Annotated in this window: 21 protein-coding genes and 1 pseudogene; 10 read left to right on the forward strand and 12 right to left on the reverse strand. The window is 64.5% G+C overall.

Features of this window, described 5'->3' with window-relative positions; translation table 11 throughout:
• The first annotated feature begins 157 nt into the window (after positions 1–157).
• Both N2605_RS30595 and N2605_RS30600 read left to right on the forward strand, forming a co-directional pair.
• Complete coding sequence (locus tag N2605_RS30595; protein WP_260344569.1) at positions 158–889, forward strand: transglutaminase-like cysteine peptidase; 732 nt, start codon at positions 158–160, stop codon at positions 887–889.
• 178 nt (positions 890–1,067) lie between these two features.
• Positions 1,068–2,183 carry a lysozyme inhibitor LprI family protein gene (locus N2605_RS30600; RefSeq protein WP_035997615.1) on the forward strand — a complete coding sequence of 372 codons (1,116 nt, stop codon included), beginning with the start codon at positions 1,068–1,070 and terminating at the stop codon, positions 2,181–2,183.
• A 187-nt stretch (positions 2,184–2,370) separates the two neighbouring features.
• Here the strand turns inward: N2605_RS30600 and N2605_RS30605 are convergent, their stop codons facing one another.
• From N2605_RS30605 to N2605_RS30630, 6 genes are all read right to left on the reverse strand, one after another.
• Positions 2,371–3,570, reverse strand: coding sequence for an ABC transporter substrate-binding protein (locus N2605_RS30605; RefSeq protein WP_035997612.1), 1,200 nt, complete (start codon positions 3,568–3,570; stop codon positions 2,371–2,373).
• 81 nt (positions 3,571–3,651) lie between these two features.
• On the reverse strand, positions 3,652–5,490 hold the full coding sequence (locus N2605_RS30610) for an AMP-dependent synthetase/ligase (protein ID WP_109142366.1): 1,839 nt from the start codon (positions 5,488–5,490) through the stop codon (positions 3,652–3,654).
• Between the two features lie 95 nt (positions 5,491–5,585).
• A complete protein-coding gene (locus N2605_RS30615; protein WP_035997607.1) occupies positions 5,586–6,374 on the reverse strand; it encodes an ABC transporter ATP-binding protein in 789 nt (262 codons plus the stop codon).
• A gap of 3 nt (positions 6,375–6,377) precedes the next feature.
• Positions 6,378–7,136 (reverse strand): ABC transporter ATP-binding protein, encoded by a 759-nt coding sequence (locus N2605_RS30620; protein WP_035997604.1) that lies wholly within the window; start codon positions 7,134–7,136, stop codon positions 6,378–6,380.
• Positions 7,133–8,284 carry a branched-chain amino acid ABC transporter permease gene (locus N2605_RS30625; protein WP_036021279.1) on the reverse strand — a complete coding sequence of 384 codons (1,152 nt, stop codon included), beginning with the start codon at positions 8,282–8,284 and terminating at the stop codon, positions 7,133–7,135. The genes N2605_RS30620 and N2605_RS30625 overlap by 4 nt, the downstream gene beginning before the upstream one ends.
• A gap of 5 nt (positions 8,285–8,289) precedes the next feature.
• A complete protein-coding gene (locus N2605_RS30630; RefSeq protein WP_036021277.1) occupies positions 8,290–9,165 on the reverse strand; it encodes a branched-chain amino acid ABC transporter permease in 876 nt (291 codons plus the stop codon).
• Between the two features lie 274 nt (positions 9,166–9,439).
• Between N2605_RS30630 and N2605_RS30635 the strand changes: the two genes are divergently transcribed.
• The 6 genes and pseudogenes from N2605_RS30635 to N2605_RS30660 all read left to right on the forward strand — a co-directional run bounded on the left by N2605_RS30635 (position 9,440) and on the right by N2605_RS30660 (position 15,387).
• Entirely contained in the window at positions 9,440–10,189 is a 750-nt protein-coding gene (locus N2605_RS30635) for an ABC transporter ATP-binding protein (protein ID WP_057028575.1), read from the forward strand.
• A complete protein-coding gene (locus tag N2605_RS30640; protein WP_225146327.1) occupies positions 10,186–11,715 on the forward strand; it encodes a permease in 1,530 nt (509 codons plus the stop codon). The genes N2605_RS30635 and N2605_RS30640 overlap by 4 nt, the downstream gene beginning before the upstream one ends.
• Positions 11,716–11,806: 91 nt before the next feature.
• On the forward strand, positions 11,807–12,619 hold the full coding sequence (locus tag N2605_RS30645; protein WP_225111608.1) for an MBL fold metallo-hydrolase: 813 nt from the start codon (positions 11,807–11,809) through the stop codon (positions 12,617–12,619).
• A gap of 68 nt (positions 12,620–12,687) precedes the next feature.
• Positions 12,688–13,632, forward strand: coding sequence for an EamA family transporter (locus tag N2605_RS30650; RefSeq protein WP_260344580.1), 945 nt, complete (start codon positions 12,688–12,690; stop codon positions 13,630–13,632).
• A 71-nt stretch (positions 13,633–13,703) separates the two neighbouring features.
• Complete coding sequence (locus tag N2605_RS30655) at positions 13,704–14,225, forward strand: hypothetical protein (protein WP_260344583.1); 522 nt, start codon at positions 13,704–13,706, stop codon at positions 14,223–14,225.
• A gap of 110 nt (positions 14,226–14,335) precedes the next feature.
• A pseudogene (locus N2605_RS30660) lies at positions 14,336–15,387 on the forward strand (amidohydrolase family protein).
• Positions 15,388–15,468: 81 nt separating this feature from the next.
• Here N2605_RS30660 and N2605_RS30665 read toward each other — a convergent pair.
• Positions 15,469–15,924 carry a cupin domain-containing protein gene (locus N2605_RS30665; protein ID WP_035997581.1) on the reverse strand — a complete coding sequence of 152 codons (456 nt, stop codon included), beginning with the start codon at positions 15,922–15,924 and terminating at the stop codon, positions 15,469–15,471.
• Positions 15,925–16,319: 395 nt separating this feature from the next.
• Between N2605_RS30665 and N2605_RS30670 the strand changes: the two genes are divergently transcribed.
• Positions 16,320–16,715: a hypothetical protein gene (locus N2605_RS30670; protein WP_260344587.1), complete on the forward strand. Its 396-nt coding sequence runs from the start codon at positions 16,320–16,322 to the stop codon at positions 16,713–16,715.
• 89 nt (positions 16,716–16,804) lie between these two features.
• Here N2605_RS30670 and N2605_RS30675 read toward each other — a convergent pair whose 3' ends face one another.
• Both N2605_RS30675 and pcaB read right to left on the reverse strand, forming a co-directional pair.
• On the reverse strand, positions 16,805–18,064 hold the full coding sequence (locus tag N2605_RS30675) for an aminopeptidase (protein ID WP_035997576.1): 1,260 nt from the start codon (positions 18,062–18,064) through the stop codon (positions 16,805–16,807).
• Between the two features lie 113 nt (positions 18,065–18,177).
• Positions 18,178–19,539, reverse strand: a complete 1,362-nt coding sequence (gene pcaB / locus N2605_RS30680; RefSeq protein WP_074447728.1) for a 3-carboxy-cis,cis-muconate cycloisomerase — start codon at positions 19,537–19,539, stop codon at positions 18,178–18,180.
• A gap of 396 nt (positions 19,540–19,935) precedes the next feature.
• Here pcaB and N2605_RS30685 point away from each other — a divergent pair, with 396 nt between their 5' ends.
• Positions 19,936–21,492: a winged helix-turn-helix domain-containing tetratricopeptide repeat protein gene (locus N2605_RS30685; protein WP_035997571.1), complete on the forward strand. Its 1,557-nt coding sequence runs from the start codon at positions 19,936–19,938 to the stop codon at positions 21,490–21,492.
• 43 nt (positions 21,493–21,535) lie between these two features.
• Here N2605_RS30685 and N2605_RS30690 read toward each other — a convergent pair whose 3' ends face one another.
• The 3 genes from N2605_RS30690 to N2605_RS30700 all read right to left on the reverse strand — a co-directional run bounded on the left by N2605_RS30690 (position 21,536) and on the right by N2605_RS30700 (position 23,399).
• Complete coding sequence (locus N2605_RS30690; RefSeq protein WP_260344592.1) at positions 21,536–22,213, reverse strand: hypothetical protein; 678 nt, start codon at positions 22,211–22,213, stop codon at positions 21,536–21,538.
• Positions 22,214–22,303: 90 nt separating this feature from the next.
• Complete coding sequence (locus tag N2605_RS30695) at positions 22,304–23,017, reverse strand: hypothetical protein (RefSeq protein ID WP_192893067.1); 714 nt, start codon at positions 23,015–23,017, stop codon at positions 22,304–22,306.
• A gap of 133 nt (positions 23,018–23,150) precedes the next feature.
• Positions 23,151–23,399, reverse strand: a complete 249-nt coding sequence (locus N2605_RS30700) for a hypothetical protein (RefSeq protein WP_036021252.1) — start codon at positions 23,397–23,399, stop codon at positions 23,151–23,153.
• Positions 23,400–23,486 lie beyond the last annotated feature (87 nt).

Raw genomic sequence — 23,486 nt, forward strand, 5'->3', positions numbered from 1 at the left:
GGTAGGCCCATTTCAGCCTGTCACCCGGTTTTGGAACCCCTGCCGGGCGCGTTAAGCAGAACAAAACGGCCCGTCTCGCACTATCTCCGCGAAAGCAACAAAGCCCGGCACGTCGAGATCGAGGGGGATCTCGTGAAGCCTGGGAAGGGGATGTCAGATGGAGACCGCTGCTCGCTCGCGCGCCTGGCGCGCAATCCTTGTCATGTGCGGCTTGATCCTGCTCGGATCGGCCGCCGAGCTTCGCGCCGGCACGCTGCTGTCGCCCGGCGCCGGCGTCCTAGTGCGCAAATCCGCCGAACCGTTCGGCGTGTTCGCCTTCGCCATCTCGTCCGGTAGCCTGCAGCAGAGATGGTCCGTGCTGAAGGACAAGCTCGACGACGAGATGGTGCAGCTCGCGCTGTGCGACGGCGACCGGGACAATTGCGCTTCACCGGCAGCGCTCGAGCTGCTCGCCATAGTCGACCACGCCCGCGCCCGCGACGGTCGCGCGCGGCTCGGCGAGGTCAACCGCGCCATCAATCTCGCCATCCATGCCGCCAATGATGGCACCGACGACGTCTGGAGCTCGCCGCTTTCGACCTTCGCGCGCGGGACCGGCGATTGCGAGGACTATGCCATCGCCAAGCTGGCCGCGTTGCGGCTGGCGGGAATTGCCTCTGAGGACCTCCGCATCGTTGTGGTGCGAGACGTCAGGGCCGGCGAGGCGCACGCAATTGCCGCGGCAAAGCTCGACGGGCAATGGCTGATGCTGGACAATCGCCGCATGGCGATGGTCAAGGATGACGCGACGCGGAGCTATCAGCCACTGTTCGTGCTCCACCAGTCGGCAGTGCTGAAATATGTCGACGAGCCGGTGCAGGTCTCGATGGCGGCCGCCGAGGCACGTTGATTTGTTCGTAGCTGGATAGAGCGCAGCAAAATCCGAGACTCTTACCACTCGCACCGGCCCCGGATTAAGCTTGCGCTCCATCCGGGCTACAGACCTTCCACTGCTCGTCCCCACAAACCCATTTCACCGCGCAAGACCAGACGCTAGCATGGCGCCTTCCGTGCGGGGGCGACTTGGAATGCGATTCATCGTGCTGTCTGTGCTTGCGCTGCTGGCATTGCCGGCGGTGCCCGCGTCCGCGCAATCCGACCGCGCGATCGCCGACAGGCTGCCGCTGTTTGCCAGGAACAACTGCCAGCCGATTCGCGACCCCGGCAACCAATTGTTCTGCGGTGATGCCGCGCTTGCCGCCGCCGCCGAGAAGCTGAGCATCGCGATCGAGGAGCGGCTCGCCCGCCTGCCGGATCGCCTGCCCGCTATCGAGGAGAATGCGATCTGGGTCCGCCAACGCAACCTCAGCTGCGGCATCGTCGGCCAGACCGCGATCCGCCCCGACCAATTCGAGACCGTCAAGGCGTGCCTGCTCAAGGTCACCGAGGAGCGCGCCGCGATCGTTCGCGATCCGGATTTCGACTGCCTTGCGGCCAACACTGCTGCGGGCGCGGTGATCTGCGCAGACCCCTCGCTGACGCTTGCCGAAACCGAGCTCAACGGCCAGGTGCTCGGCCTGATCGGCAAATTGGACCCGACTGCGGCACGCTTTGCCTTCGCCGAATATGGACGGTGGACGCGCGAGCGCGACCGCAAATGCAATCTGGTCGGCAAGGAGAACGTGCCGCTGCAGGAGCTGGAATCCGCGGAGGACTGTCTCGCCGACCATTTGAAGCGCAAGACAGATGAAATCCGCGCCGCGAAGGGCGATCCCAAAAAAGTGTTCGGCCGGCAGGTCGCGGCCCGCATTCCCGACGCCGACGCCGTCGATTTCTGCGCCGCGCGGATTCATGCGGCCAATTCCTGCGGCAACTTCCTGCGCATCAACCGCGTCTATGCGCTCGACAGCCAGGTGACCGACCAGGAGGCACAGGTCACGGGCGAAATCGAAATGGCCGTGCTCGCTCCCTTCACCGTGTGCAGCAGGATCGCCTCCATCTGCACCGGCACCTGCTGGGACGCCACGACGGGTCGGCCGCAGCAGGGAGCCGGCAACAAGACGCGCCCAGCAGACGTCTTCAACGTCACGCGCCGGCTGAGGGTCCAGCGAACCTTCGCCTTCGTTAAAGCCGCCGACGGCTGGCGCTGCCGGGAAGACGAGCTCGCCCCGGTGAATTCGGGCACCGCGGGCGGAGGATCGTAGGGTTCTCTCTTCCTTCTCCCCTTGTGGGAGAAAGTGGCGCGCGCAAGCGCGCCGGATGAGGGGTTCTCTCCGCACGCAAGACGTGCGTGAAGGATAGAGACCCCTCACCCGGCTCGCCGCTTCGCGGCGATCCACCCTCTCCCACAAGGGGAGAGGGTGCACTGAGCTCGACGCAAGAGAGCCCGCATCAGAACATCAGATTGTCCTTCACCAGGACCCAGCGGCCGCCCTTGACCTGCTGCACCTGGGTGATGGTGTTGGCGAGGTGGTCGGTCTTGGAGAACTTGGTGGGCGGCGAGTTGAAGATGTCGAGGAATTTCTCGCCCGACTCGAGCGCATCGAGCATCTTCTGCCCGGTGAGATCCTTGCCGGCCTTGTTGGCATAGAACGCAAAAGTCATCATGGCATTGTAGCCGATGATGGCTTGCGTGTTGGCGTCGGCGTTGAACATCTTCTTGTAGTTGACGAGCCAATCCTTCACCTTGCCCTTGGCGGTGTCCTCATAAGGGATCTCGAAGCCGCTGGCGGCATAGAGACCCTCGACGGCGTCCTTGCCCAGTGCAGGAACCTCCATCACGTTCGTGGGGGTGGCCCCGAGGAAGGTGACGTCCCAGCCGAGCTTCTTGGCTTCGGTCATCGCCCCGATGGTCTCGCGCAGCACGGTGCCGAGCACGACGAGGTCGCAGCCATCTGACTTCATCTTGGCGATCTGCGCGCTGAAATCGGAGGCGCCGCGCTTGTAGCTCGTGATCGAGGCCGGCTGCGCCTTCATGGCGGTGAGCTGCTGGTTGAAGCCGTCGAGCACGTTCTTACCGTACTCGTCGTCCTGATGCATGATGCAGGGCTTCTTGAAGCCCTTCCACTCGATCATGTATTTCACCGCAGCCCGCGTGCTCTCGACATAGGGCAGCAGATTGTTGAACTTCAAACGCTCCTGCGGCTTGGCCGGGTCGAACTTGAAGGTGAATTCGGCCGCCGTCAGCGGGAACAGTTGCAGGACACCGGCATCGAACAGGATGTCTTGCGCGGCGAGCACCGTCGGCGATCCCATCGGCCCCACCATCGCGAAAATCTTGTCGCGCTCGATCAGCTTTTGCGAGGCCAGCACGGCCTTCTTCGGATCGTAGCCGCTGTCCTCGACGACCAGCCGGATCTTACGGCCGTGAATTCCGCCGGCCGCATTGATCTCCTCGGCCGCCATCTTCATGCCGTTCGCGACCGGAACGCCCCACCCCTTGATCGGGCCTGACAGGTCCTGGTGAGTGCCGATGACGATCTCGGTTGCCGAGATGCCCTCGTTGGTGACCTTGGTTTGCGCTGCGGCCGGCAGACAGGTGAGCACCACGGCACCCACAGCAAGGCCGAATGCGCTGAACGATTTCGACATTGACGTCTCCTCTCCTAAAGGCCCGTATTGCACGAAGGGCGGGGCCACAGCTCCTTCGCTTTCTCGAAATGGACCGACTCGTCACGCCACCGCACGCTCGCGATACATCGCCTCGATCTCGGCGGCGTAGCGCTTGTTCACGAAGCCGCGCTTCAGCTTCATGGTCGGCGTCAGCTCCTCGTCCTCGGGCGTGAGCTGGCGCTCGATCAGGTAGAACCTCTTGATGGTCTCGACGCGGGCAAAATTGCCGTTGACATGCTCGATCTCGCGCCCGATCAGGTCCTGGATCTCCCTCGCCCGGCACAGGCTGGCATAATTGGTGAAGGGGATGTCGTGATCCTGGGCGAACTTCTCAACATTCTCCTGGTCGATCATCACGAGGCAGGTGAGATAGGGCCGCTTGTCGCCGATCACGACCGCGTCGGAGATGTAGGGCGAGAACTTGAGCTGGTTCTCGATCTCGGACGGCGTGATGTTCTTGCCGCCCGAGGTGATGATGATGTCCTTCATCCGGTCGGTGATGCGCACGAAGCCCTCATTGTCGATGGTGCCGACGTCACCGGTGTGCAGCCAGCCGCGGGAATCGATCGTCTCTGCGGTCTTCTCCGGCTGGTTCAAATAGCCCATGAACAGGAAGTCGCCCTTGATCAGGATCTCGCCGGCGGGCGACAGCGCGACCTCGCCCCAGGGCACCGCAGTGCCGACCGAGCCGAGCTTGATCTTGTCCGCGGGCATCATGGTTGCGACCCCGCAATTCTCGGTCTGACCGTAGACCTCGTGCATGTCGATGCCGAGCGCCAGATACCAGCGGATCAGCTCCGGTGCGATCGGGGCTGCGCCGGTGAACGCGATGCGGCAGCGGTCGAGTCCGATCATGCGGCGGATGTTGCGGAACGCGACCAGGTAGGCGATGCGGTTGGCGATGCGCAGCGATAGCGGCGGCGCCCTGCCCTCGAGCCGGCAATCGACCATGCGGTAGCCGATGCCGATGGCGCGGCGATAGACCCATTGCTGCAGCGGCGTTGCATCCTTCAGCGCGATGGTGATGGCGGAATAGAACTTCTCCCAGACGCGCGGCACGGCCAGAAAGGCGGTCGGCTGCACCTCGCGCAGATTGTCAGGCACGGTTTCCGGGCTCTCGGCAAAATTCATCACCGAGCCGAGCGCGACCGAGATGTAATAGCCGCCGATACGCTCTGCGACGTGGCAGAGCGGCAGGAAGACCAGCCGGTTCTCGTCCTCTCGCGCAGGTATGAAGTCGTTGGCGTGTCGCATCTGGTGGGTGACGCTGCGATTGGCGTGCATCGCGCCTTTCGGCGGGCCGGTCGTGCCGGACGTATAGACGAGGACCGCGAGATCGCCGGCGCTGCGGCTGTCGATCATCTCCTGCCACAGCGCTTCGCGGCCGACCATGTGGTTGCGGCCGAGCGCGCGAAACTCGTCCAGCGACATCACCATGTCGTCGGAGAAACCGCTGAGGCCCTCCATGTCGAACACGATGATCTTCTGCAAGCTGGGGCATCGCGCGCGGCAGGTGAGAATCTTGTCGAGCTGCTCCTCGTCCTCGGCGAAGATCACCTTCGTGGCGGAGTCGTTGACGAGATACTCGACCTGGGACGAAGAATCGGTCGGATAGATTCCGCTGGAGACGCCGCCGGCGCACAATATGCCCATGTCGGCATAAACCCATTCGGGCACGGCATTGGCGATGATGGAGGCGACCTCGCCGGGCATGAAGCCGACGGCGCGGAGCGCGTAGGCGATCTCTTTGGAGATCTCCAGCCATTCTAGCCAGCTCGTCGGCTGCCAGATGCCGAACTTCTTCTCGCGGATCGCCGGCCTGTCGCCCCGCGTCTCGGCGGCGCGCAAGAAGCTCTTCGCGATCGTATCAGCGACCGTCAGCACCGCCGGTCGGGCCATGCACCTCTCCTCCTTGTCGCCTTCCCTCCGCTGCCTGCCTTGCCGGCCGGTCTTTGCTCAACGTTGGGCAAGCTCATCTTACTGCCAGCTCGTCCTCACCGCCACGTCTTCTTCTTTTTCCAGCGCCGCTCGCCGCGCGCGCCGGCTTCCTTGGCGCCAAGGTAGAATTCCTGGATGTCCTGGGAATGCATCAAGCGGTCGCAGGTATCGTTCATCACGATACGGCCGATCTCCAGCACATAGCCGTAATGGGCGGTTTCCAGCGCCACCTTGGCGTTCTGCTCGACCAGCAGGATCGACATGCCCTGCTCCTCGTTGACCCGGCGGATGATGGTGAATATCTCCTTCACCAGCAGTGGCGACAGGCCGAGCGAGGGCTCGTCGAGCAAGAGCAGCGTCGGCCGGTTCATCAGCGCGCGCCCGATCGCGAGCATCTGCTGCTCGCCGCCGGAGAGCTGGCCCGCCGGCTGGTTGATGCGCTCCTTCAGGCGCGGGAAATAGCCGTAGACGCGCTCCATGTCCTCCGCGACGCCGTCCCGGTCCTTGCGCGGATAGGCACCCATCATCAGGTTCTCGCGCACCGAGAGGAACGGGAACACCTCGCGCCCCTCGGGCACGTGGCTGAGGCCGAGCCGCACGATGCGGTCGGCCTCCATGCGCTGGATCGGCTTGCCCATGAACTCGATCGCGCCCTTCTGCGGATCGAGGATGCCGGAGATGGTCTTCAGCACCGTGGTCTTGCCGGCCCCGTTGGCCCCGAGCAGCGTGACGATGCGCCCGCGCGGCACCTCCAGCGAGATGCCGCGGATCGCCATGATCGGCCCGTAATAGCTCTCGATGTTGGAGAGCTTGAGGATGATATCCTGGGGCGCAGCGGCATCCATCGGTCAGGCTCCCAGATACGCGGCGACGACGTCGGGGTGCTGCTGCACTTCAGCGGGCGAGCCCATCGCCAGCACCCTTCCGTAGTTCAGTGCGATGACGCGATCGGAGACCCGGTTGACCAGCGACATGTCGTGCTCGACCATCAGCACGGTGATACCGAGCTCGGTCCTCATGTCCCGAATCCAGAACGACATGTCGCCGGTCTCCTCCACGTTGAGACCCGAGGACGGCTCGTCCAGCAGGATCAGCTTCGGCTCCGAGCAGAGCGCGCGCGCCAGCTCGATCACCTTGCGCACGCCGTAAGGCAGGCCCGAGATCAGCTTGTCGCGATAGGGTTCGAGGTCGAGGAATTCGATGACCTGCTCGACCCGGCGGCGGTGAACCTTTTCGTTGGCCCGCACGCTCGGCAGGAATAAGAGCTCCTGCCACAGCTGCGTGGTCGAATGGCGGTGGCGGCCGACCAGAAGGTTCGACAGCACGGTCGCGTTCTCGAACAGCTCGATGTTCTGGAAGGTACGGGCGATGCCGAGCTTGGCGATGTCGTAGGGCGGCTGCTCGGTGATGTCCTGGTCCTCGAAGAAGATACGGCCCGAGGTCGGCCGGTAGATCCGCGAGATCAGGTTGAAGATCGAGCTCTTGCCGGCTCCGTTCGGCCCGATGATCGAGAGGATCTCGCCCTTCTCCACCGCGAACGAGACCGCATCGACCGCCTTGAGGCCGCCGAAATGCAGCGACAGGTTCTCGGCGCGGAAATAGCTCATCGATTGCGCTCCGACTTCACGTAGATCTTCTGCCGCTTGAAGGTGGCGCGCTTGTAGAGAGGGAACAGCTGGAAGAAGAGCTTGATCTTGAGCCAGCGGCCGTAGAGCCCGAGCGGCTCGAACAGCACGAACAGCACGATGATGATGCCGTAGATCGCGCCCTTCAGGCCGTTGAGCGAGGCGAAGGCCGCGACCTTCGCCTCGATATTGCCCGCAGTCGCCGCGCCGGCGCCGAATGTCGCGGCAATGCCGGCGATGATGCCGGGCATGTCGTCCTTGAGATAGGTGAGGAACGGGTCGATCATCACGATGAAGATCGCGCCGAGCACGGCGCCGTGCAGGCTGAAGGTGCCGCCGATCAGGATCACGATGATGAACTCGATCGAGAGCTGAAGCGTGAACATCTCCGGCGAGATGAAGGAGAGCTTGTGCGCGAACAGGACGCCGGCAAAGCCGGTGATCGCGGCCGAGATCGCGAACGACTTCACCTTGTAGAGCGCGACATTGACGCCCATGCTGCGCGCCGCCGTCTCGGAATCGCGGATCGCGACGAAGGCGCGGCCCGTCGGCGAACGTAGTAGATTGAGCGTGCCGACGATGGTCAGCACCAGCACGGCAAGGCAGAGGTAATAGAAGGTCGGGCTGTCGCGCGGCACGGCGACGCCGAGCAGCGACAGCGTCTTGACCCGCATGCCCTCGTTACCGTGGGTAACGCTTTCCCATCGCGCCAGGATCTCCTCCACGATCAGGGCAAACGAGATGGTGGCGATGACGAGATAGATGCCGGTGAGGCGCAGCGCCGGAAAGCCGACCATCGCGCCGATGATGCCGGTCAACAGCCCGGCGGCGAGGAAGTAGACGGGGAACGGCACGTTGTATTTCTGCAAGTACGCCGCCGTGTAGGCGCCGATGGCGAGGAACGCCGCGTGCCCAAGCGAGGCCTGGCCGGTGAAGCCGGTCAGAATCAGCAGCGCCACGCCGACGATCGCATAGATGCAGACGAAGACGAGCTGGCTCATCAGATAGCTGGAGAGCACGTGAGGCGCGATCAGCAGCAGCGCGAGCAGAACGCCGTAGGTGACGACGTAGCCGGAATGCGGGAACAGCTTGATGTCGTCCTCGTAGTCGGTCTTGAACAGGAAGCGCATGGCGTTCAGACCTTCTTGCGGACGTGGAGGCCGAACAGGCCCTCGGGCTTCAGCAGCAGCACGGTGAGCAGCACGATGTAAGGCGCGGCGTCCTTCCAGCCCTCGGGCAGGTAAAAGCCGGCCATGCTCTCGATCACGCCGATCAGGACGCCGCCGACCACCGCGCCCGGGATCGAGCCGAAGCCGCCGAGCACGGCGGCGGGAAACGCCTTCAGGCCGAGCACGAGGCCGACATTGGAGTGGATGAAGGTGATCGGCGCCAGCAGCACGCCGGCGCAGGTCGCGACCGCCGCGCTGATCGCCCAGACCACCGCCACCACGCGCTTGACCGGAATGCCCATGTAATAGGCCGCCAGCATATTTTCGGAGCTGGCGCGCATCGCGGTACCGAGCGTGGTCTTGTTGAAGAACAGCCAGAGCAGCGTGCACAGGATCATCGTCGCCGCGATCACCGAGAGCTTGTCATAGGCGAGCACCAGCGAGCCCATGCGCAGCACGCCCTGGCTGAAAGGCGTCTCGATCTTCAGGTCGTCGGTGCCCCAGATCATGCCGGCGACCGAACGCAGGAAATAGCCGAGACCGATTGTGACCATGATGATGGAGAATTGCGGATAGCCGAGGATCGGCCGCACCACCACGCGCTCGGCCAGCATGCCGAACAGCGCCATGGCGGCGACCGCACCGGCGAAGCCGATCCAGTAGTTCAGGCCCATCATGCCGATGAAGGTGAAGGCGAAGAAACCGCCCAGCATCATCAGATCGCCCTGGGCGAAATTGACGACTTCGGTGGCCTTGTAGACGAGCACGAAGCCGAGCGCGATCAGGCCGTAGACGCAGCCGAGCGCAACACCGCTGACCAGCTGCTGAACGAAATCCAGCATTGACGCGCGTCCTCCCCGATGCAACCGGCGATCTTCGAGGCCGCCTTGCCGCATCTTGTGTCCAGTCGCTACGCAGTCGTTTCGCCGCGTTAGCGCCATTTGTCCGGAATCAATTCAGCCTGAACGCCCGCGCGCTGTCAACAAACGGTGACTTGTCGAGATACCTTGTCTTTAGTCCAATCCGGATGGCGGAATTTGCGGCAGTGCGATTCACGGTGCCGAAACATCTTCGGGTCATGGTCGCGGGCGATGCAAACCGGATGGTGTGGCCGTCATGAAGCCGGACAACTCGGCCTTGGAAGTCCGAGGGTTAACGAAGCGTTTTGACCGTCTGGCGGTCGACAGCCTCGATCTCACCATTCACGCCGGCGAATTCTACGCGCTGGTCGGCCCCAATGGCGCCGGCAAGACCACCACTTTACGCATGGTTGCGGGCCTGCTCAGGCCCGATGCCGGCGCCGTCTCGATCTTCGGCATCGATGCGCTCCAAGACCCCGTCGCCGCCAAGCAGGTGATGGCCTGGGTCTCCGACGAGCCCATGATCTATGACAAGCTCACCCCGCTCGAATATCTCGAATTCGTCGCCGGCCTCTGGGGCATCGCGCCGTCGATCTCGCAACCGGCCGCCGAGGAACTGCTCGATTCGCTCGGCCTCGAGGCGCACCGCCACGAGCGCTGCGAGGGCTTTTCCAAGGGCATGCGCCAGAAGGTCGCTCTCGCAGGGGCGCTGGTGCACGATCCCCGCCTCATCATTCTCGATGAACCCTTGACGGGGCTCGATGCGGTTTCCGCCCGCCATGTGAAGGGCCTGCTCAGCGCGCGTGTCCGCGCCGGCTGCACCGTCATCATGACCACGCATATCCTCGAAGTCGCCGAGCGCATGGCCGACCGCATCGGCGTGATCGCCTCCGGCCGCCTGGTCGCGGAAGGCACGCTCACCGAGCTGCGCCACCAGAACGGCCATGCCGACACCAGCCTGGAAGACCTCTTCATCGCGCTGGTGACGCTTCAGGAAGCGGCATGAGCTCGGCCACCGCGCTGTCCTGGTTTGCCCGCCACGAGCTGCGGCTCGCCTGGCGCGAATGGCTCGCCATGATGACGGGCGGGCGGCGCAAACGGGCGCGCGCGGCAATGATCGGCCTCATGTGCTTCGCCGCGCTGCTCCACCTGCCGGCCTGGGCGGTGATCGGCCGTTTCGCCGACCTGCAGTTGCCGCTCGACAAATCCTCTCTGATCGTGATTTCGGCGACGATCTTTCTCGCCTGGACCTTGATGCTGTCGCAGGCGATCGAATCCGTGACGCGGGTATTCTACGCCCGCGCCGATCTCGACCTGATCATGTCCTCGCCGGCGCGGCTGGCCAATCTGTTCTCGGTCCGCATCGCCGCGATCGCGCTGACCGTCACCGTGCTGGCGCTGCTGTTCTCGACGCCCTTCATCGACGTTCTGGTGATCGGCGGCGGCGCGCGCTGGCTGGCGGCCTTCGGCGTCGTCATTGCGATGGGCCTGTCCGCGGCGGCGATCGCGATCGCCATCACCATTCTCCTGTTCCGGTTGATCGGCCCGGCGCGGACGCGCCTGATCGCACAGATCCTCGCCGCCATCATCGGTGCGGGTTTCGTGATCGCGCTTCAGGTCGCCGCGATCATGTCCTACGGCACGCTGTCGCGCTTCACTATCCTGACCTCGGGCAGCGTTGCCGCCTACGCCCCCGACGTCGACAGCATCTGGTGGTGGCCGGCGCGGGCAGCGATGGGCGACAGCGAGGCGCTGGCGCTGCTTCTCGCGCTCGCTCTGGTCATGCTCGGCGGCGTGATGGCGATCTTCTCGCACCGCTTTGCCGACACCGCGATCGATGCGGCGGCCTACGCCACGTCCGGCCGCGTCCGTGCCAAGGAGCGCCCGTTCCGCGGCGGATCGCGCCAGCAGGCGCTGCGTCGCAAGGAATTCATGCTGCTGTGGCGCGATCCATGGCTGATCTCGCAGACCTTGATGCAGCTGCTCTATCTGGTACCGCCGGCGCTGCTGCTCTGGCGTAATTTCGCCGACAGCTCCGCGGCGCTGACACTGATCACACCCGTCATCGTGATGGCGGCCGGACAGCTCGCCGGCGGGCTCGCCTGGCTGACGATCTCGGGCGAGGACGCGCCTGACTTGGTCGCGACCGCGCCCTTGATGCCGTCCGGCATCATCCGTGCCAAGATCGAGGTGGTGCTGATCGCGATTGCCGCAATCTTCGCTCCGCTGCTCGCGGCGCTGGCCTTTGCCTCGCCATCCCAGGCCGCAATCAGCGCGGGTGCGATCATCATCAGCGCGGCCTCGGCGACCGCGATCCAGCTCTGGTTCCGGGTGCAGGCAAGGCGCAGCCAATTCCGGCGCCGTCAGACGTCTTCGCGGCTTGCAACCTTCGCCGAGGCCTTTTCCTCGATCGGCTGGGCCGCCACCGCCGCACTGCTGCTCGCCCTTCCCCTGGCCGGCCTCATCAGCGGCCTGATTACCGCAGGCCTCGTCGCGGTCACCTGGAAGTTCAGCCCGAAGCGCGAGCAATAGGTGCGACACTGACGCGCTGTTGATCGCAGCCCATTGGCGATGCTCCGCATTGCACGCTAGACTTCGCTGTGAAGTCATCGGGGACGGATCCATGCGACGACTGGTTTTGGCGGCTATCGCGCTGTTCAGCGCATACCTGACCCCTGCCCTGGCCCAGCAACCACTGCGCAGCGAATGCCTGGCGATGGCCAACGCGGCGCCGCGGATCATGCCGGTCGTCTTCAGGCAGGCTGCAGCTGCGCCCGAGGTCGAGATCACCTATGCCGGCCATTCCACCTATTTCATCGACACGCCCGCCGGCTTGCGCATCGCCACCGATTATAGCGGCGCCTACCAGGTCGGGCGACTGCCCGATGTCGTCACCATGAACCGGGCGCACAGCACCCATTACACTCTCTTTCCGGACAAGCGCATTCCCCACGTGCTGCATGGCTGGAGCGAGGACGGCAAGCCGGCGATCGTGTCGCAGCGCATCAGCGACACCTTCATCCGCAACGTCACCACCGACATCCGCCGCTATTACGGCGACGATGCCGGCAGCGACATGATCCGCGACGGCAATTCCATCTTCATCTTCGAGGCAGCCGGCCTCTGCATCGGCCATCTCGGCCACCTCCATCACAAGCTCGACGACAGCCATTTCGCCCAGATCGGACGGCTCGACATCGTGATGGTGCCGATCGACGGCACCTATACCATGACGCTCGACGGCATCTCCGAGATCACCAAGCGGCTGCGCGCCTCGGTGGTGCTGCCGATGCACCGCTTCGCCACCCCGCTCGACGACTTCATGCGCCGGATCGGCCAGCAGTTCGAGATCGACCGGCGCGCCGAGCGCTCGTTCCGGATGTCACGGGATACGCTGCCGACGAAGCCGACGGTGATCATCCTCGACGGGGTCTGACTCAGAACCGGAACGCATCACCCGTCAACGACTTGGTTGCTCCAAGACCCACCTCAGTCGGAGCAATCATGAGCAGACGGTTCCTGGTCATCGGCTCGTTTGCGGCCATCTATCTCCTGTGGGGTTCCACCTATTTCGCCATCACGCTTGGCTTGCAATCGATACCGCCGTTTCTGCTGATGGCAGTTCGATCGTTATGCGGCGGCATGATCTTGCTCGCCTTCAGCGGCAGGCATGTCGCGAATACCCCGGGCCGAACATGGTTGCAGGCAGGCCTTTGCGGGCTGCTTTTCTTCGTCGGCTGCCACGGCGTTCTCGCCTTCGCGCAACAATCGGTTCCGTCCGGCGTCGCCGCCATCGTGCTCGCCACGATTCCGTTCTGGATCCTGCTGGCGGACACGCTTTTTCCGGGCGATCAGCGCCCGCGGCCGATCGCGCTGCTCGCGCTCGTCCCCGGCTTCGTGGGCGTCGGGCTCGTAGCATGGCAGAACGCCGAGCAGGCCGGAATCAGCATGCTTCCGATCGTCTGGCTGCTCGCTGCGGCGCTGTCCTGGTCGATCGGCACCGTGCTGTCGCGCAGCATGTCGCATCAAGCATCCGCGATCGCGCTGTCTGGCATGCAGCTATCGATTGGGGGCGCCGTGTTGTTCGCGATCAGCTGGCTCACGGGCGAACTGGAGAGTTTTAGACCGAGCGAGGTCTCGATGACGTCCGTTGCAGCAGCTCTTTGGCTGATCGTCTCCGGCAGCGTCATCGGCTTCGCCGCCTACAATTGGCTGCTCGAGAATGTCTCGACCTCCCTGGTCTCGACCTACACATTCGTCAATCCGGTCATCGCGGTGCTGCTCGGCACCCTCGTGCTCGGAGAGCCGTTCTCTCGCATGATGCTCGTGGGCGCGAGTCTCGTCATTGTCGCCGTTGTCGCCATCTGGCGTGCTGAGAGCTCGAGCAATCGGTCGACGCAGGCGGAGGCCGATCGTCCCATGAGACATCTGTCGCTGCGCAAGACCTGACGACCGACGGCAATTTTCTCCAAGTCGCCCGCGGCTCATCCGTGCTGAATCCTCCGCAGCAGGAGAGCAACATGAACGACTTTGCGAGACTTCTTCACGCCAGCGCACCGCATCCCGAGCACGCGGCCGCGCTTCAGCTCTACGGCCGTTTCGTCGGCGACTGGGACGCTGAGATCGCCGCCTTTGGAGTGGACGGCAGAAGCCACACCGCGCCGGGCGAAATCCATTTCGGCTGGGTGCTGGAAGGCCGTGCGGTGCAGGACGTCTGGATCATTCCCCGGCCAGCGGGCAGCGCAGCCTTTCCGATTGCCGGCAATTGGTACGGCACCACGCTGCGCGTCTACGATCCGGCCATGGATGCGTGGCGGATTTCCTGGTTCGATCCGGGCCGCCGCGTGTTCCGGCAGCAGATCGGCCGTCCCCGCGGCGAGGACATCGTGCAGGAAGGCACGACCGAATCCGGCGAGCTGACGCGCTGGAGCTTTACTGAGATTACCGGGGACTCCTTCCGTTGGCGTGGGGAGGTCAAGCCGGCCACGGCAGTGGACTGGCGGCTGATGGTCGAAGTAAGAGCAAGACGGCGGACGGGCTGACGAGCATACCGCATTGCTCGTGATGATGGGTGCGGTTGCGCAAGGCGCGCTGCTGCATGCGGAAATGAGGTGCTAGGCTCCCGACACAAAACATCAGGGAGCGAAGACCGATGGCAGCAAGCGGTGTGCCCGCCAACACGAGCGGGCTGTTCGTCGATCCGCGTGAGGACTGGCTCGCGCTGCATCGGGAGGAGACCATCGATCCCTTGCGGCCGATCGTCGATCCCCATCACCATCTGTGGAATCGCGGGCACCGCTATCTGATCGAGGAGATGGCCGCCGACATCGCCTCCGGTCACAACGTCATCGCCACCGTCTATGTCGACTGCCGTTCGATGTACCGCGCGCATGGACCCGAGGCGTTCCGGCCCGTGGGCGAGGTCGAGTTCGCCAACGGCGTCGCCGCCATGAGTGCAAGCGGTGGCTACGGCAAGGCCGCGATCTGCGCCGGCATCGTGAGCCATGCCAATCTGCTGCTCGGCGACGCCGCAAAGGGCGTGCTGGAAGCCGAGATCGCGCTGGCAACGGCCGCTTTCGCGGCATCAGGCATTCATCGGCTTGGGACGAAGATCCTGTCGTCGCCGGCATGTATGCGAACAGACCGAAGGGATTGTTGCAGGATCCGACCTTCCGCAAAGGCTTTGCCTGCCTCGCGCCCCTCAAACTCAGCTTCGATGCCTGGCTGTTCCACCCGCAAATCGGTGAGCTCACGGCACTGGCGCGCGCCTTCCCCGACACCAGGATTGTGCTCGACCATTGCGGCGGCCCGGTCGGAACCGGCCGCTTCGCGGGCCGGCGCGAGGAGGTGTTTGCGCAATGGCGCGCCTCGATCCGGGAGATCGCGACATGCGAAAATGTGGTGGTGAAGCTCGGTGGTCTCGCGATGTGCCTGCTTGGCTACGACTTCCATTTGCGCGAGAGGCCGCCGACATCCGAGGAGCTTGCCGCGGCCTGGCGGCCCTATGTCGAGACCTGCATCGAGGCGTTCGGCCCGAAGCGCGCGATGTTCGAAAGCAATTTCCCCCCGGACAAGGGCCAGTGCAGCTACCAGGTGATCTTCAATGCCTTCAAGCGTATCACCTCAAAGCTGAGCGAGGCCGACAAGACGGCGTTGTTCTCGCAGACCGCGATCGACGTCTACCGGCTCGAGCTGCCGTCATGATGAAAAGAGGGGCCGGGACCTTGATCCCGACCCCTCTTCGTCGTGGCCGCTGGGAAGCGTCCTTGAAACCCTGGTGTCCGCTTAGCCGGCGCCCATCAGCGAGGCCGGACGGCGCTCGCCGGTGGAGGCGAACATCTTCTTCAGCTTGTTGATGACGCGGATCAGGAAACCGATCATCACCGGATTGGTCTTGCGGCAGAAGGCGATCTTCTTGACGTGGCCTTCGACATGCCATTTGGCATGCGCGCCGTCGCGGAAGAAAATGACGTCGCCGGGGCCGTAGCGCTTGGGCGGCATGCCGTCGCTCTCGAGCACGATCGATCCTTCCATGATCATGATCGTCTCGTCGATGTCGTAGTACCAGTTGAAGCGGCCTTCGGTGCAGTGCCAGATGATCGTCTGCGCGGTGCCGTCGGCGCTGGTCGACAAGACGCGGGAGCGGGATACCGGATTGCCCTCGATGATCCAGGACGGCTCGATCGGCCGCAGCTCGAGATCCACATTGCAACTACCGATTTCAATCAATGTGCGCGACATCTGCTTCCCCAGAAGATTTAAATATGAATGGCCGGGTCTCGGCCCGGATTGCTTCGAAAGAAGTTGGGACGCTAGTAGGCTGCTTTTAATTCTTTCTTACATGGTACTCGACAATCAGCCCCGAGTTGCGGGTGCGACACGGTTAACGTCACGATTTCCTCTGCGAATTCGCACACATGAACCTAGCTTGTCCGGGGTGCGACAAAGTGCGCGAAGTCTTGGGAAGGAGCCGCACCGATGCCCCTCACGCCGGAGATTCTGACAGCCAACAGCGAGGTCGTCGCCAGGCTCCGCAGTCTCGACGTCTCCTTCGCACCGGACGAGGAGCCCTGGTTCACCATCGACGGCGTCGAAAGCCCGCGGCACATCGGCAGTGACAGCTCGGCAGCGCGTTCGTGCTGCTGCCGTCGCAGAATGTGCTCTATGTCTCGTCAGAGGGCCGCGCGGGCATCATCGCGGAAAGTTTCGATGCATTGATCCAGCTTGTCGTTGCCCGTCCCTACTGGCGCGACATCCTCAAATTCTCCGGGGGCGGCGACCTTGCAGAGATGCGCCGGGCGGCGGATGCGCTGGAGGCAAGGCTCCAAGACGAGGATGACGTCAGCGAGGCCCGCGAACAGATCTGCGGCGCGCTCGCGCTGGCGGACGCGGACGATCCGGTTGGCGCGCTCTACGAGGCGGTGGCGGCGTCCGACGCGATCGTGCGGGCCACCGACGGCAGCCCGTTCACGACGCTGTTCAACCGCTTCAGCATCGACAACAGCCCGACCCTGCGCAACGCGGCGGCGTGAGGGGGAAGACTGACGCGAGGACGTTCACCTCTCCCCAGCGGGGAGAGGTTGACCACGTCCTGGGCTGCCTATTTGGACCAAAATCTAGATTACGACTTCGCCCATTCGCCCTTGCGGAAGACGGGCACCTTGCTGCCGTCGGCCAAGATGCCGTCGATGTCGGTCTCGGCCGAGCCGATCATCCAATCAATATGGATCAGGCTCTGGTTGCCGCCTTGCGCCGCGATCTGCTGCGGCGTGAGCTGGGCACCGTTGACGAAGCATTTCGAATAGCACTGGCCGAGCGCGATGTGCGAGGCCGCGTTCTCGTCGAACAGCGTGTTGTAGAACAACAGCCCGCTCTGCGAGATCGGCGAGGAATGCGGCACCAAGGCCACCTCGCCGAGGCGCCGCGCGCCCTCGTCGGTATCGAGCACCTTGTTCAGCACCTCGGCGCCGCGCGAGGCCTTGGCGTCGACGATCTTGCCGTCCTCGAACCGCACCGCGATGTTGTCGATCAGCGTGCCCTGATAGGACAGCGGCTTCGAGCTCACGACGTGGCCGTAGACGCGGCGGCAATGCGGCGTGGTGAAGACCTCTTCGGTGGGGATATTGGCGTTGCAGCTGATGCCGTTCTTGGACAGCGAGGCGCCGCCTTCCCATTCGTGGCCGTCGGCAAGGCCGATGGTGAGATCGGTGCCGGGACCCGAGTACTGAAGCGCGCGGAAACGCTGGCCGTTGAGCCAGTTGGTGCGCTCGCGCAGCACCGCATTGTGGCTCGCCCAATTGCTGATCGCGTCCTCGCGATCGACACGGGACGCGGCGAAAATCGCGTCTGCGAGCTTGCCGACCGCAACGTCCTCGGGATCGTTCGGGAACACCAGCTTCGCCCAGGACGCGCTCGGATAGGCGATGATATTCCAGTTGGTGTCGAAATTGACGATCTTCTCCAGCGCAGGCTGATAGGCCATCGAATTGGCCTTGCTGGCGCGCGCCACCTTGGAAGGATCCTCGCCGGACAGCAACATCGGGTTGTCGCCGACGATGGCAAGCCGTGCAGTGTTGTCGGAGAACGCCTTGGCCATGCCCTCGTAGAGCCAGCCGGCGGCACGATCGAAACTGTTGTCGTGGCCGTGGCGGTAGCGCGCCAGCGTCATCTCCTCGTCCGACAGGATCGGCGTCACGAGGCCGGCGCCGGCCTTGTAGGCATGCACGGCGATCCGCCGCACCAGCGGCAGCGCGATCGCGGGCGCCGTCAGAAGCAGATCCTGTCCCGGCCGCAAGCCCAGGCCCACTTTCACCGCCACCTCGGCCAGTCGGTCGAGCTTCGCCGGATCGATGGGAGTGGAAGGATTGCGTTGATCAGTCATGCCGGGCCCTCTGCCGAAAGTCGCTCACACAATTTAAGTCTAGCATCGCGGGGCACAAGTATGCGAGCGTCTTGCGCCCTTGGAAAGATACGCAGTTTCACGCATTTTGGTTTTCAACGCGTTGCCGATGCCAGCACCCGGTCGACCATGGCGGGCGCAAGGCCGAGGTAATTTTTCGGTGAAGTGAGCGCCTCGATTGTGGCACGGTCGATGTGGCTCGATATCCGTGAATCTGCGGATAGCGCGTCAGCGAGGGTCATTCCCTTCTCGTTGGCCTGACGGCAGGCGTCATAGACGACGTCGTGCGCCTCCTGCCGGCCGATCTGCGGGGCTAGGCCCATCATGACCGCTTCGGCCACAATCAGGCCGCGGCTGATGGCGAGATTGTCGTTCATCTTCGCCTCGTCCACGATGAGGCCCGCAAGCGCGAACTTCGCCTGGTGCAGCGCGCCGGCGGCCAGCACGAAGCTTTCGGGAATCGCCATCCATTCCGCGTGCCAGGGGCCGGTGGCACGCTCGAAATCCTGCACCATGGCGTCGAGCATCAGGCCGGCGTGCTGGCGCACCGCCTTGGAGGCCGCAAGCATCAGCTCCGAGGAGATCGGGTTGCGCTTCTGCGGCATGGTCGAGGAGGCGCCGCGCCCCTTGACGAAGGGCTCGTAGACCTCGGCGAACTCGGTCGAGGCCATGATCATGATGTCGAGCGCGATCTTGCCGAGAGAGCCGGTGACGAGAGCAAGGAAGTTCACGGCTTCGGCGAAGCCGTCGCGCGCGACGTGCCAGGTCGAGGCGGGAACGCCGAGCTTCAGCTCGTTGCAGAGCGCCTCCTGCACCTCGAACCCCCTGTCGCCGAGCGAAGCCAGCGTACCGGCCGCGCCGGCGAACTGACCGACCAGCACGCGCGGCTTCAGCTGCGCCAGCCGCTCGGCGTGGCGGTCGAACATCGCGAGCCAGATCGCGCTCTTGTAGCCGAAGGTCACCGGCAGCGCCTGTTGCAGATGGGTGCGGCCCGCCATCGCCGTGTCGCGATGGCGCTTCGACAGATCGGCGAGGATCTTGCGCAGCTCGGCGATGTCACGTTCGACGATCTCGAGCGCGGCGCGCAGTTGCAGCACCACGGCGGTGTCCATGATGTCCTGCGTGGTGGCGCCCCAATGCACGTAGCGGCCCGCCTCGCCGCATTGCTTCACCATTTGATGCACCAAAGGCAGGATCGGGTAGCCGACGACATCGGTCTCCTGCCTGAGCAGATCGAAGTCGAGCGCGCCGATGTCGGTCCGCGCCGCGATCGCTGCGGCCGCCTCGTGTGGGATCACACCGCACTTCGCCTCCGCCTTCGCCAGCGCCACCTCGACCTCGGCATAGCGTGCGACCGTCGCGACGTCCGAGAACACCTCGCGCATCTCAGGCGTACCGAAGGCGTCGCGAAACAGCAGGGAGTCGATCACAGTGCTGGCGGCAGGGAAAGCAGGCATGGGCGATTCTTTATGATTGGTGTTTTGTGTGGGCGACAGCTTACGCAGGCTGCGCAGCTCGGCAATGGACATTCGCAGTTTCGCCACACATTCGTCCTGCCCGGCAAGCGCGCGCCCATTGCCCGTTATCTTGGGTGCCGGAGCGAAGCGGAGGCCTCGGAGGCTGCTTCACAGCCTGCGTCCCGCACCTCAACATGACGGGATGATTGCAGTGGGAGATCTCGGCGGCCCCGACCGCAACATTCTAGTCGCGGATGTATTCCCCCGGAAAACCACATGGCTGCCATCACGCGATTGCGATGAACCAAACGCCCCCTTCGGCAGACACACGATCTTTCGACCCAAATTTCATTTTGTTTGTTTGCCCGATTTCGCAATGAGGCCCGAGTTTTCGACGTGCAGTTTCTGTTCCGGGACCACCTTCTCGATACCGACCGGCGCGAGCTGAGCCGCGAGCAGGTTCCCATTGCCGTGGAGCCGCAGGTTTTCGACCTCGTCGTCCACCTCATGCAGAACCGCGACCGGGTCGTCAGCAAGGACGAGCTGATCGACAAGATCTGGCACGGGCGCAGCGTCTCCGAATCCACCCTGACTAGCCGGATCAACGCGGCGCGCAAGGCGATCGGCGACGATGGCGCGAGCCAGTCGCTGATCCGCACCATCACCCGCAAGGGTTTTCGCTTCGTCGGCGACGTCCAGACGCAAATCGGCGCGGTCGCGCCGGAGCCGGTCCGGATCGCCCCTTCCCAGGCCACCTTCGCTCTGCCGGAGCGGCCCGCGATCGCTGTGCTGCCCTTCACCAATATGAGCGGCGAGGTCCAGCAGGATTATTTCTCCGACGGTATCAGCGAGGACATCATCACGGCGCTGTCGAAGCTGCGCTGGTTCTTCGTCATCGCGCGCAACTCCTCCTTCGTCTACAAGGGCCGCGCCGTGCACATCCACGAGGTCGCGCGGGAGCTCGGGGTGCGCTACGTGGTCGAGGGCAGCGTGCGGCGGAGCGGCGAACGGGTGCGCATCTCGGCCCAGCTCAACGACGTCTCGACCGGCAGCCATCTCTGGGCCGAACGCTACGACCGCGAGCTCGCCGACATCTTCGCCGTGCAGGACGAGATCACGGAAGCGATCGTCGCCGCCATCGAGCCGCAGCTCTATGCTGCCGAAAGCTTCCGGGCCCAACAGAAGCCGCCGGGCAGCCTGGATGCATGGGACCTCGTGATGCGCGCGCTGTCGCATTATTGGCGCATCACCCGCGAGGACAATGCCGCCGCGCAGAAGCTGCTGGAAGAAGCGGTGGCGGTCGATCCCGCCTATGGCAAGGCGCTCGGCCTGCTCGCCACCAGCCATATCTTCGGCGCGCATATGGGCTGGGCCGACATGGCTGCCACCGTGCCGGTCGCCGAACGTGCGGCGCTCGCGGCCGTGGAGGCCGATCGCGAGGATGCCTGGGCCCATCACGGTCTTGCTTACACCTACCTGTTCCGCCGCCGCTTCGACGACGCGCTGGCTGAATTCGAGCTGGCCTTGCGGCTCAATCCGAATTTCGCGATGGCGCATGCCTTCCACGGCGTGACGCTGTGCTATGCCGGACGTTGGCAGGACGGCGATGCCGCCGCCCGCCGCGCGCTGCGGCTGAGCCCGCGCGACCCGCTCGCGGCGATCTATTGCGGGGTTGCGGCCTATGCCCGGTTCGTCGGCCGCGACTACGCGGGCGCCGTGCAGATGGCTCGGGAATCGATGCGCCAGCGCGGGGATTTCGTCGGCGCCCACCGCGTGCTGACGGCCGCCGCCGGCATGCTCGGCGATCCCGCCCTCGCGGCATCCGCCCTGGAAGGCCTGCGCCGCACCCAGCCCGAGGTCTCGCTGGCCTGGATCACGCGCGAGCTGCCGATGCTGCGGGAAGAGGATCGTACGCACTATCTCGAGGGATTGCGGCGCGCCGGAATGACGTGACGGTCGCTGGCGCGACCGCTCCGCTTGATCCCCGTGTCAGGTGCTAGTCGTCGTCAGGCCCGAACAGCCTGATCTGCGGGAAGCCGCCGCGCGACCGCCCCGCGTAATCGCGCGCATCGGAATCCTCGCGGATGTTGCGCGCGACGTCATCCCAATCGGTGCGGTCGCGCAGGCCGCGCGGCTCGCGGGACTCGTAATAATAGCGGCGCTCGGCCCAGCGCTCGCGACGCTCGGCTCGGCGCCGTTCGGACGCGGCGCGCTTCACATCGGAATCCCTTGCCTTGGCATAGGCGTTATTCGGTAAGGACGACGGCTCGGTCGAGGCCTGCTGCTCGGCAGGCCTTGCGGCCTGTGGCGCAGCGGCGGGCTTCGGCGGCTCGACTGCAGCGGCTTGCGAGGGTTGCGGCGCCGGTGCGACATTCGCCTGCGTGGTTGGCGTGTCGGGTTTTGCGGGTTCAGACTTTGCTTCGGCCTGTGCGGGCACGGCGATCATCGCGCCAAAGGCTTGTGAGCCGGTGAGATAGTTCACACGCTCGGAGGGAGCGTTGGTGCTGGCCGGCGTGGGAGTCGCCGCGCGCTGCGCCATCTTGCTGGTGTCCGGCCCCTGCTTGGACGCAACCGGATTCATAATGTTGCCGGCAACGATGCCGCCACCGAGACCAATGGCGATGGCCGCGACGATGGTTCCGGCACCGACAAAATAGGCTGTCGAGGCGCGCATTCATCCACTCCCTCTTTCGGAGCGGGCAACGCGTGGGGATTGCCAGATGTTCCTGATAAGCCGCGGCTCCTCGACGAGGAACCGCGTGCGTCAGATCTGCTGCGCGACCTTCTCAAGCCCGATGAGGCGAGCGAGCTTGCGCACTTCTTCCTTCTGGTCGTCGCGAAGCTGGAACAACAGCGGCATCGCGGCCGACTTCAGCTGCTGCACCTCGTCGCAATTCGGATCGATCTGTGCGCTGGGCGGCGCATTCGGATTCGACAGCCTGTTCGCCTGGATCTTGCGCGCGACGTTGCGCAGCGCGGTCTCGACCGAGGGCCAGTAATATTCCTGAGACGAGGAGAGTTTCAGGCGATCCCTGATGCCTGCGATCTGCACGTCGGACAGCAGCGAGTAGGATTTTTGCGGCTGCGGCTTGGCGACGACTTTCGGCTTGGCCGGAACTTCGACGGCCGGAACCTCGGTCGCGGCGGGCGCCTCGTGCGCGCTCGGCTTCGGCATCGGAAAATCGGAGGGGGTGGCGGCGGCGAAGGCCTGACGCAGCGGCTCGGTCAGGACCGGTGCCTGCGCCAGCTTGTCGGCGGCAACCTGGACCGGCTCGATCGCGGCCGAGGCCAGCGCGAGCGTCGGAACCAGACGGTCGGCCTTGGCGGCGCGGTTGGTTGCGAGCGGCTTGGCTGGGGGCGTCTCGGCGATCATCGCGGCGCTGACGCTGGGAACGCTGTCGCGGCCGAGGATGGCGGTGGTGGCGGCGCCGAGGACGAGGAAACAGGTCAGCGCGACGATGGTGATGGCTTTGGACAAACGTCTCTCCGCGTCCGACTTCAAGTCCACGTGATCACTGCCCGGAAACTGGGCGATAATTAAGGCTGAACCGTGCTATCGCGGCGGCAATCGCGCGGACTAAGGCGACATCGCCCGGAAACCCCCAACGAAATCAGGCTGCTGCCGCAAGGTCATAGGCATCCTGGATGTCGGCGACGATCTCCGAGGCTTCCCAGACCGCGCGCGGCTCGACCGATTGCAGCGTCACCGTCCAATTGCCGCCGCGGCGGGTCCGGGGGACGCTGACGATGTCAAACCGGACGTTGCGACACAGCGGGTGGCGGGCCAGCGCATGGGCGACGCGGACGCGGATCTCGTCCAGGGTCGCAGCCGTTTTGCCGTTGAGATAATTGAAGTCCATCGCCTGTCCCTCTCGTCCTGATTGGCGGCCACAAGAAGGATTCTTGGCTGGCGATGGTTAATCCGCCGTTAAGTGGGATGGGCCGGA

The sequence above is a fragment of the Bradyrhizobium yuanmingense genome, assembly GCF_025200905.1.
Taxonomy (GTDB): Bacteria; Pseudomonadota; Alphaproteobacteria; order Rhizobiales; family Xanthobacteraceae; genus Bradyrhizobium; species Bradyrhizobium yuanmingense.

Excerpts from the sequence above, each read along its gene's own strand:
- N2605_RS30595 (WP_260344569.1), top strand. The coding sequence starts at position 158 with ATGGAGACCGCTGCTCGCTCGCGCGCCTGGCGCGCAATCCTTGTCATG.
- N2605_RS30600 (WP_035997615.1), top strand. The coding sequence starts at position 1,068 with ATGCGATTCATCGTGCTGTCTGTGCTTGCGCTGCTGGCATTGCCGGCG.
- N2605_RS30605 (WP_035997612.1), bottom strand. The coding sequence starts at position 3,570 with ATGTCGAAATCGTTCAGCGCATTCGGCCTTGCTGTGGGTGCCGTGGTG.
- N2605_RS30610 (WP_109142366.1), bottom strand. The coding sequence starts at position 5,490 with ATGGCCCGACCGGCGGTGCTGACGGTCGCTGATACGATCGCGAAGAGC.
- N2605_RS30615 (WP_035997607.1), bottom strand. The coding sequence starts at position 6,374 with ATGGATGCCGCTGCGCCCCAGGATATCATCCTCAAGCTCTCCAACATC.
- N2605_RS30620 (WP_035997604.1), bottom strand. The coding sequence starts at position 7,136 with ATGAGCTATTTCCGCGCCGAGAACCTGTCGCTGCATTTCGGCGGCCTC.
- N2605_RS30625 (WP_036021279.1), bottom strand. The coding sequence starts at position 8,284 with ATGCGCTTCCTGTTCAAGACCGACTACGAGGACGACATCAAGCTGTTC.
- N2605_RS30630 (WP_036021277.1), bottom strand. The coding sequence starts at position 9,165 with ATGCTGGATTTCGTTCAGCAGCTGGTCAGCGGTGTTGCGCTCGGCTGC.
- N2605_RS30635 (WP_057028575.1), top strand. The coding sequence starts at position 9,440 with ATGAAGCCGGACAACTCGGCCTTGGAAGTCCGAGGGTTAACGAAGCGT.
- N2605_RS30640 (WP_225146327.1), top strand. The coding sequence starts at position 10,186 with ATGAGCTCGGCCACCGCGCTGTCCTGGTTTGCCCGCCACGAGCTGCGG.
- N2605_RS30645 (WP_225111608.1), top strand. The coding sequence starts at position 11,807 with ATGCGACGACTGGTTTTGGCGGCTATCGCGCTGTTCAGCGCATACCTG.
- N2605_RS30650 (WP_260344580.1), top strand. The coding sequence starts at position 12,688 with ATGAGCAGACGGTTCCTGGTCATCGGCTCGTTTGCGGCCATCTATCTC.
- N2605_RS30655 (WP_260344583.1), top strand. The coding sequence starts at position 13,704 with ATGAACGACTTTGCGAGACTTCTTCACGCCAGCGCACCGCATCCCGAG.
- N2605_RS30665 (WP_035997581.1), bottom strand. The coding sequence starts at position 15,924 with ATGTCGCGCACATTGATTGAAATCGGTAGTTGCAATGTGGATCTCGAG.
- N2605_RS30675 (WP_035997576.1), bottom strand. The coding sequence starts at position 18,064 with ATGACTGATCAACGCAATCCTTCCACTCCCATCGATCCGGCGAAGCTC.
- pcaB (WP_074447728.1), bottom strand. The coding sequence starts at position 19,539 with ATGCCTGCTTTCCCTGCCGCCAGCACTGTGATCGACTCCCTGCTGTTT.
- N2605_RS30690 (WP_260344592.1), bottom strand. The coding sequence starts at position 22,213 with ATGCGCGCCTCGACAGCCTATTTTGTCGGTGCCGGAACCATCGTCGCG.
- N2605_RS30700 (WP_036021252.1), bottom strand. The coding sequence starts at position 23,399 with ATGGACTTCAATTATCTCAACGGCAAAACGGCTGCGACCCTGGACGAG.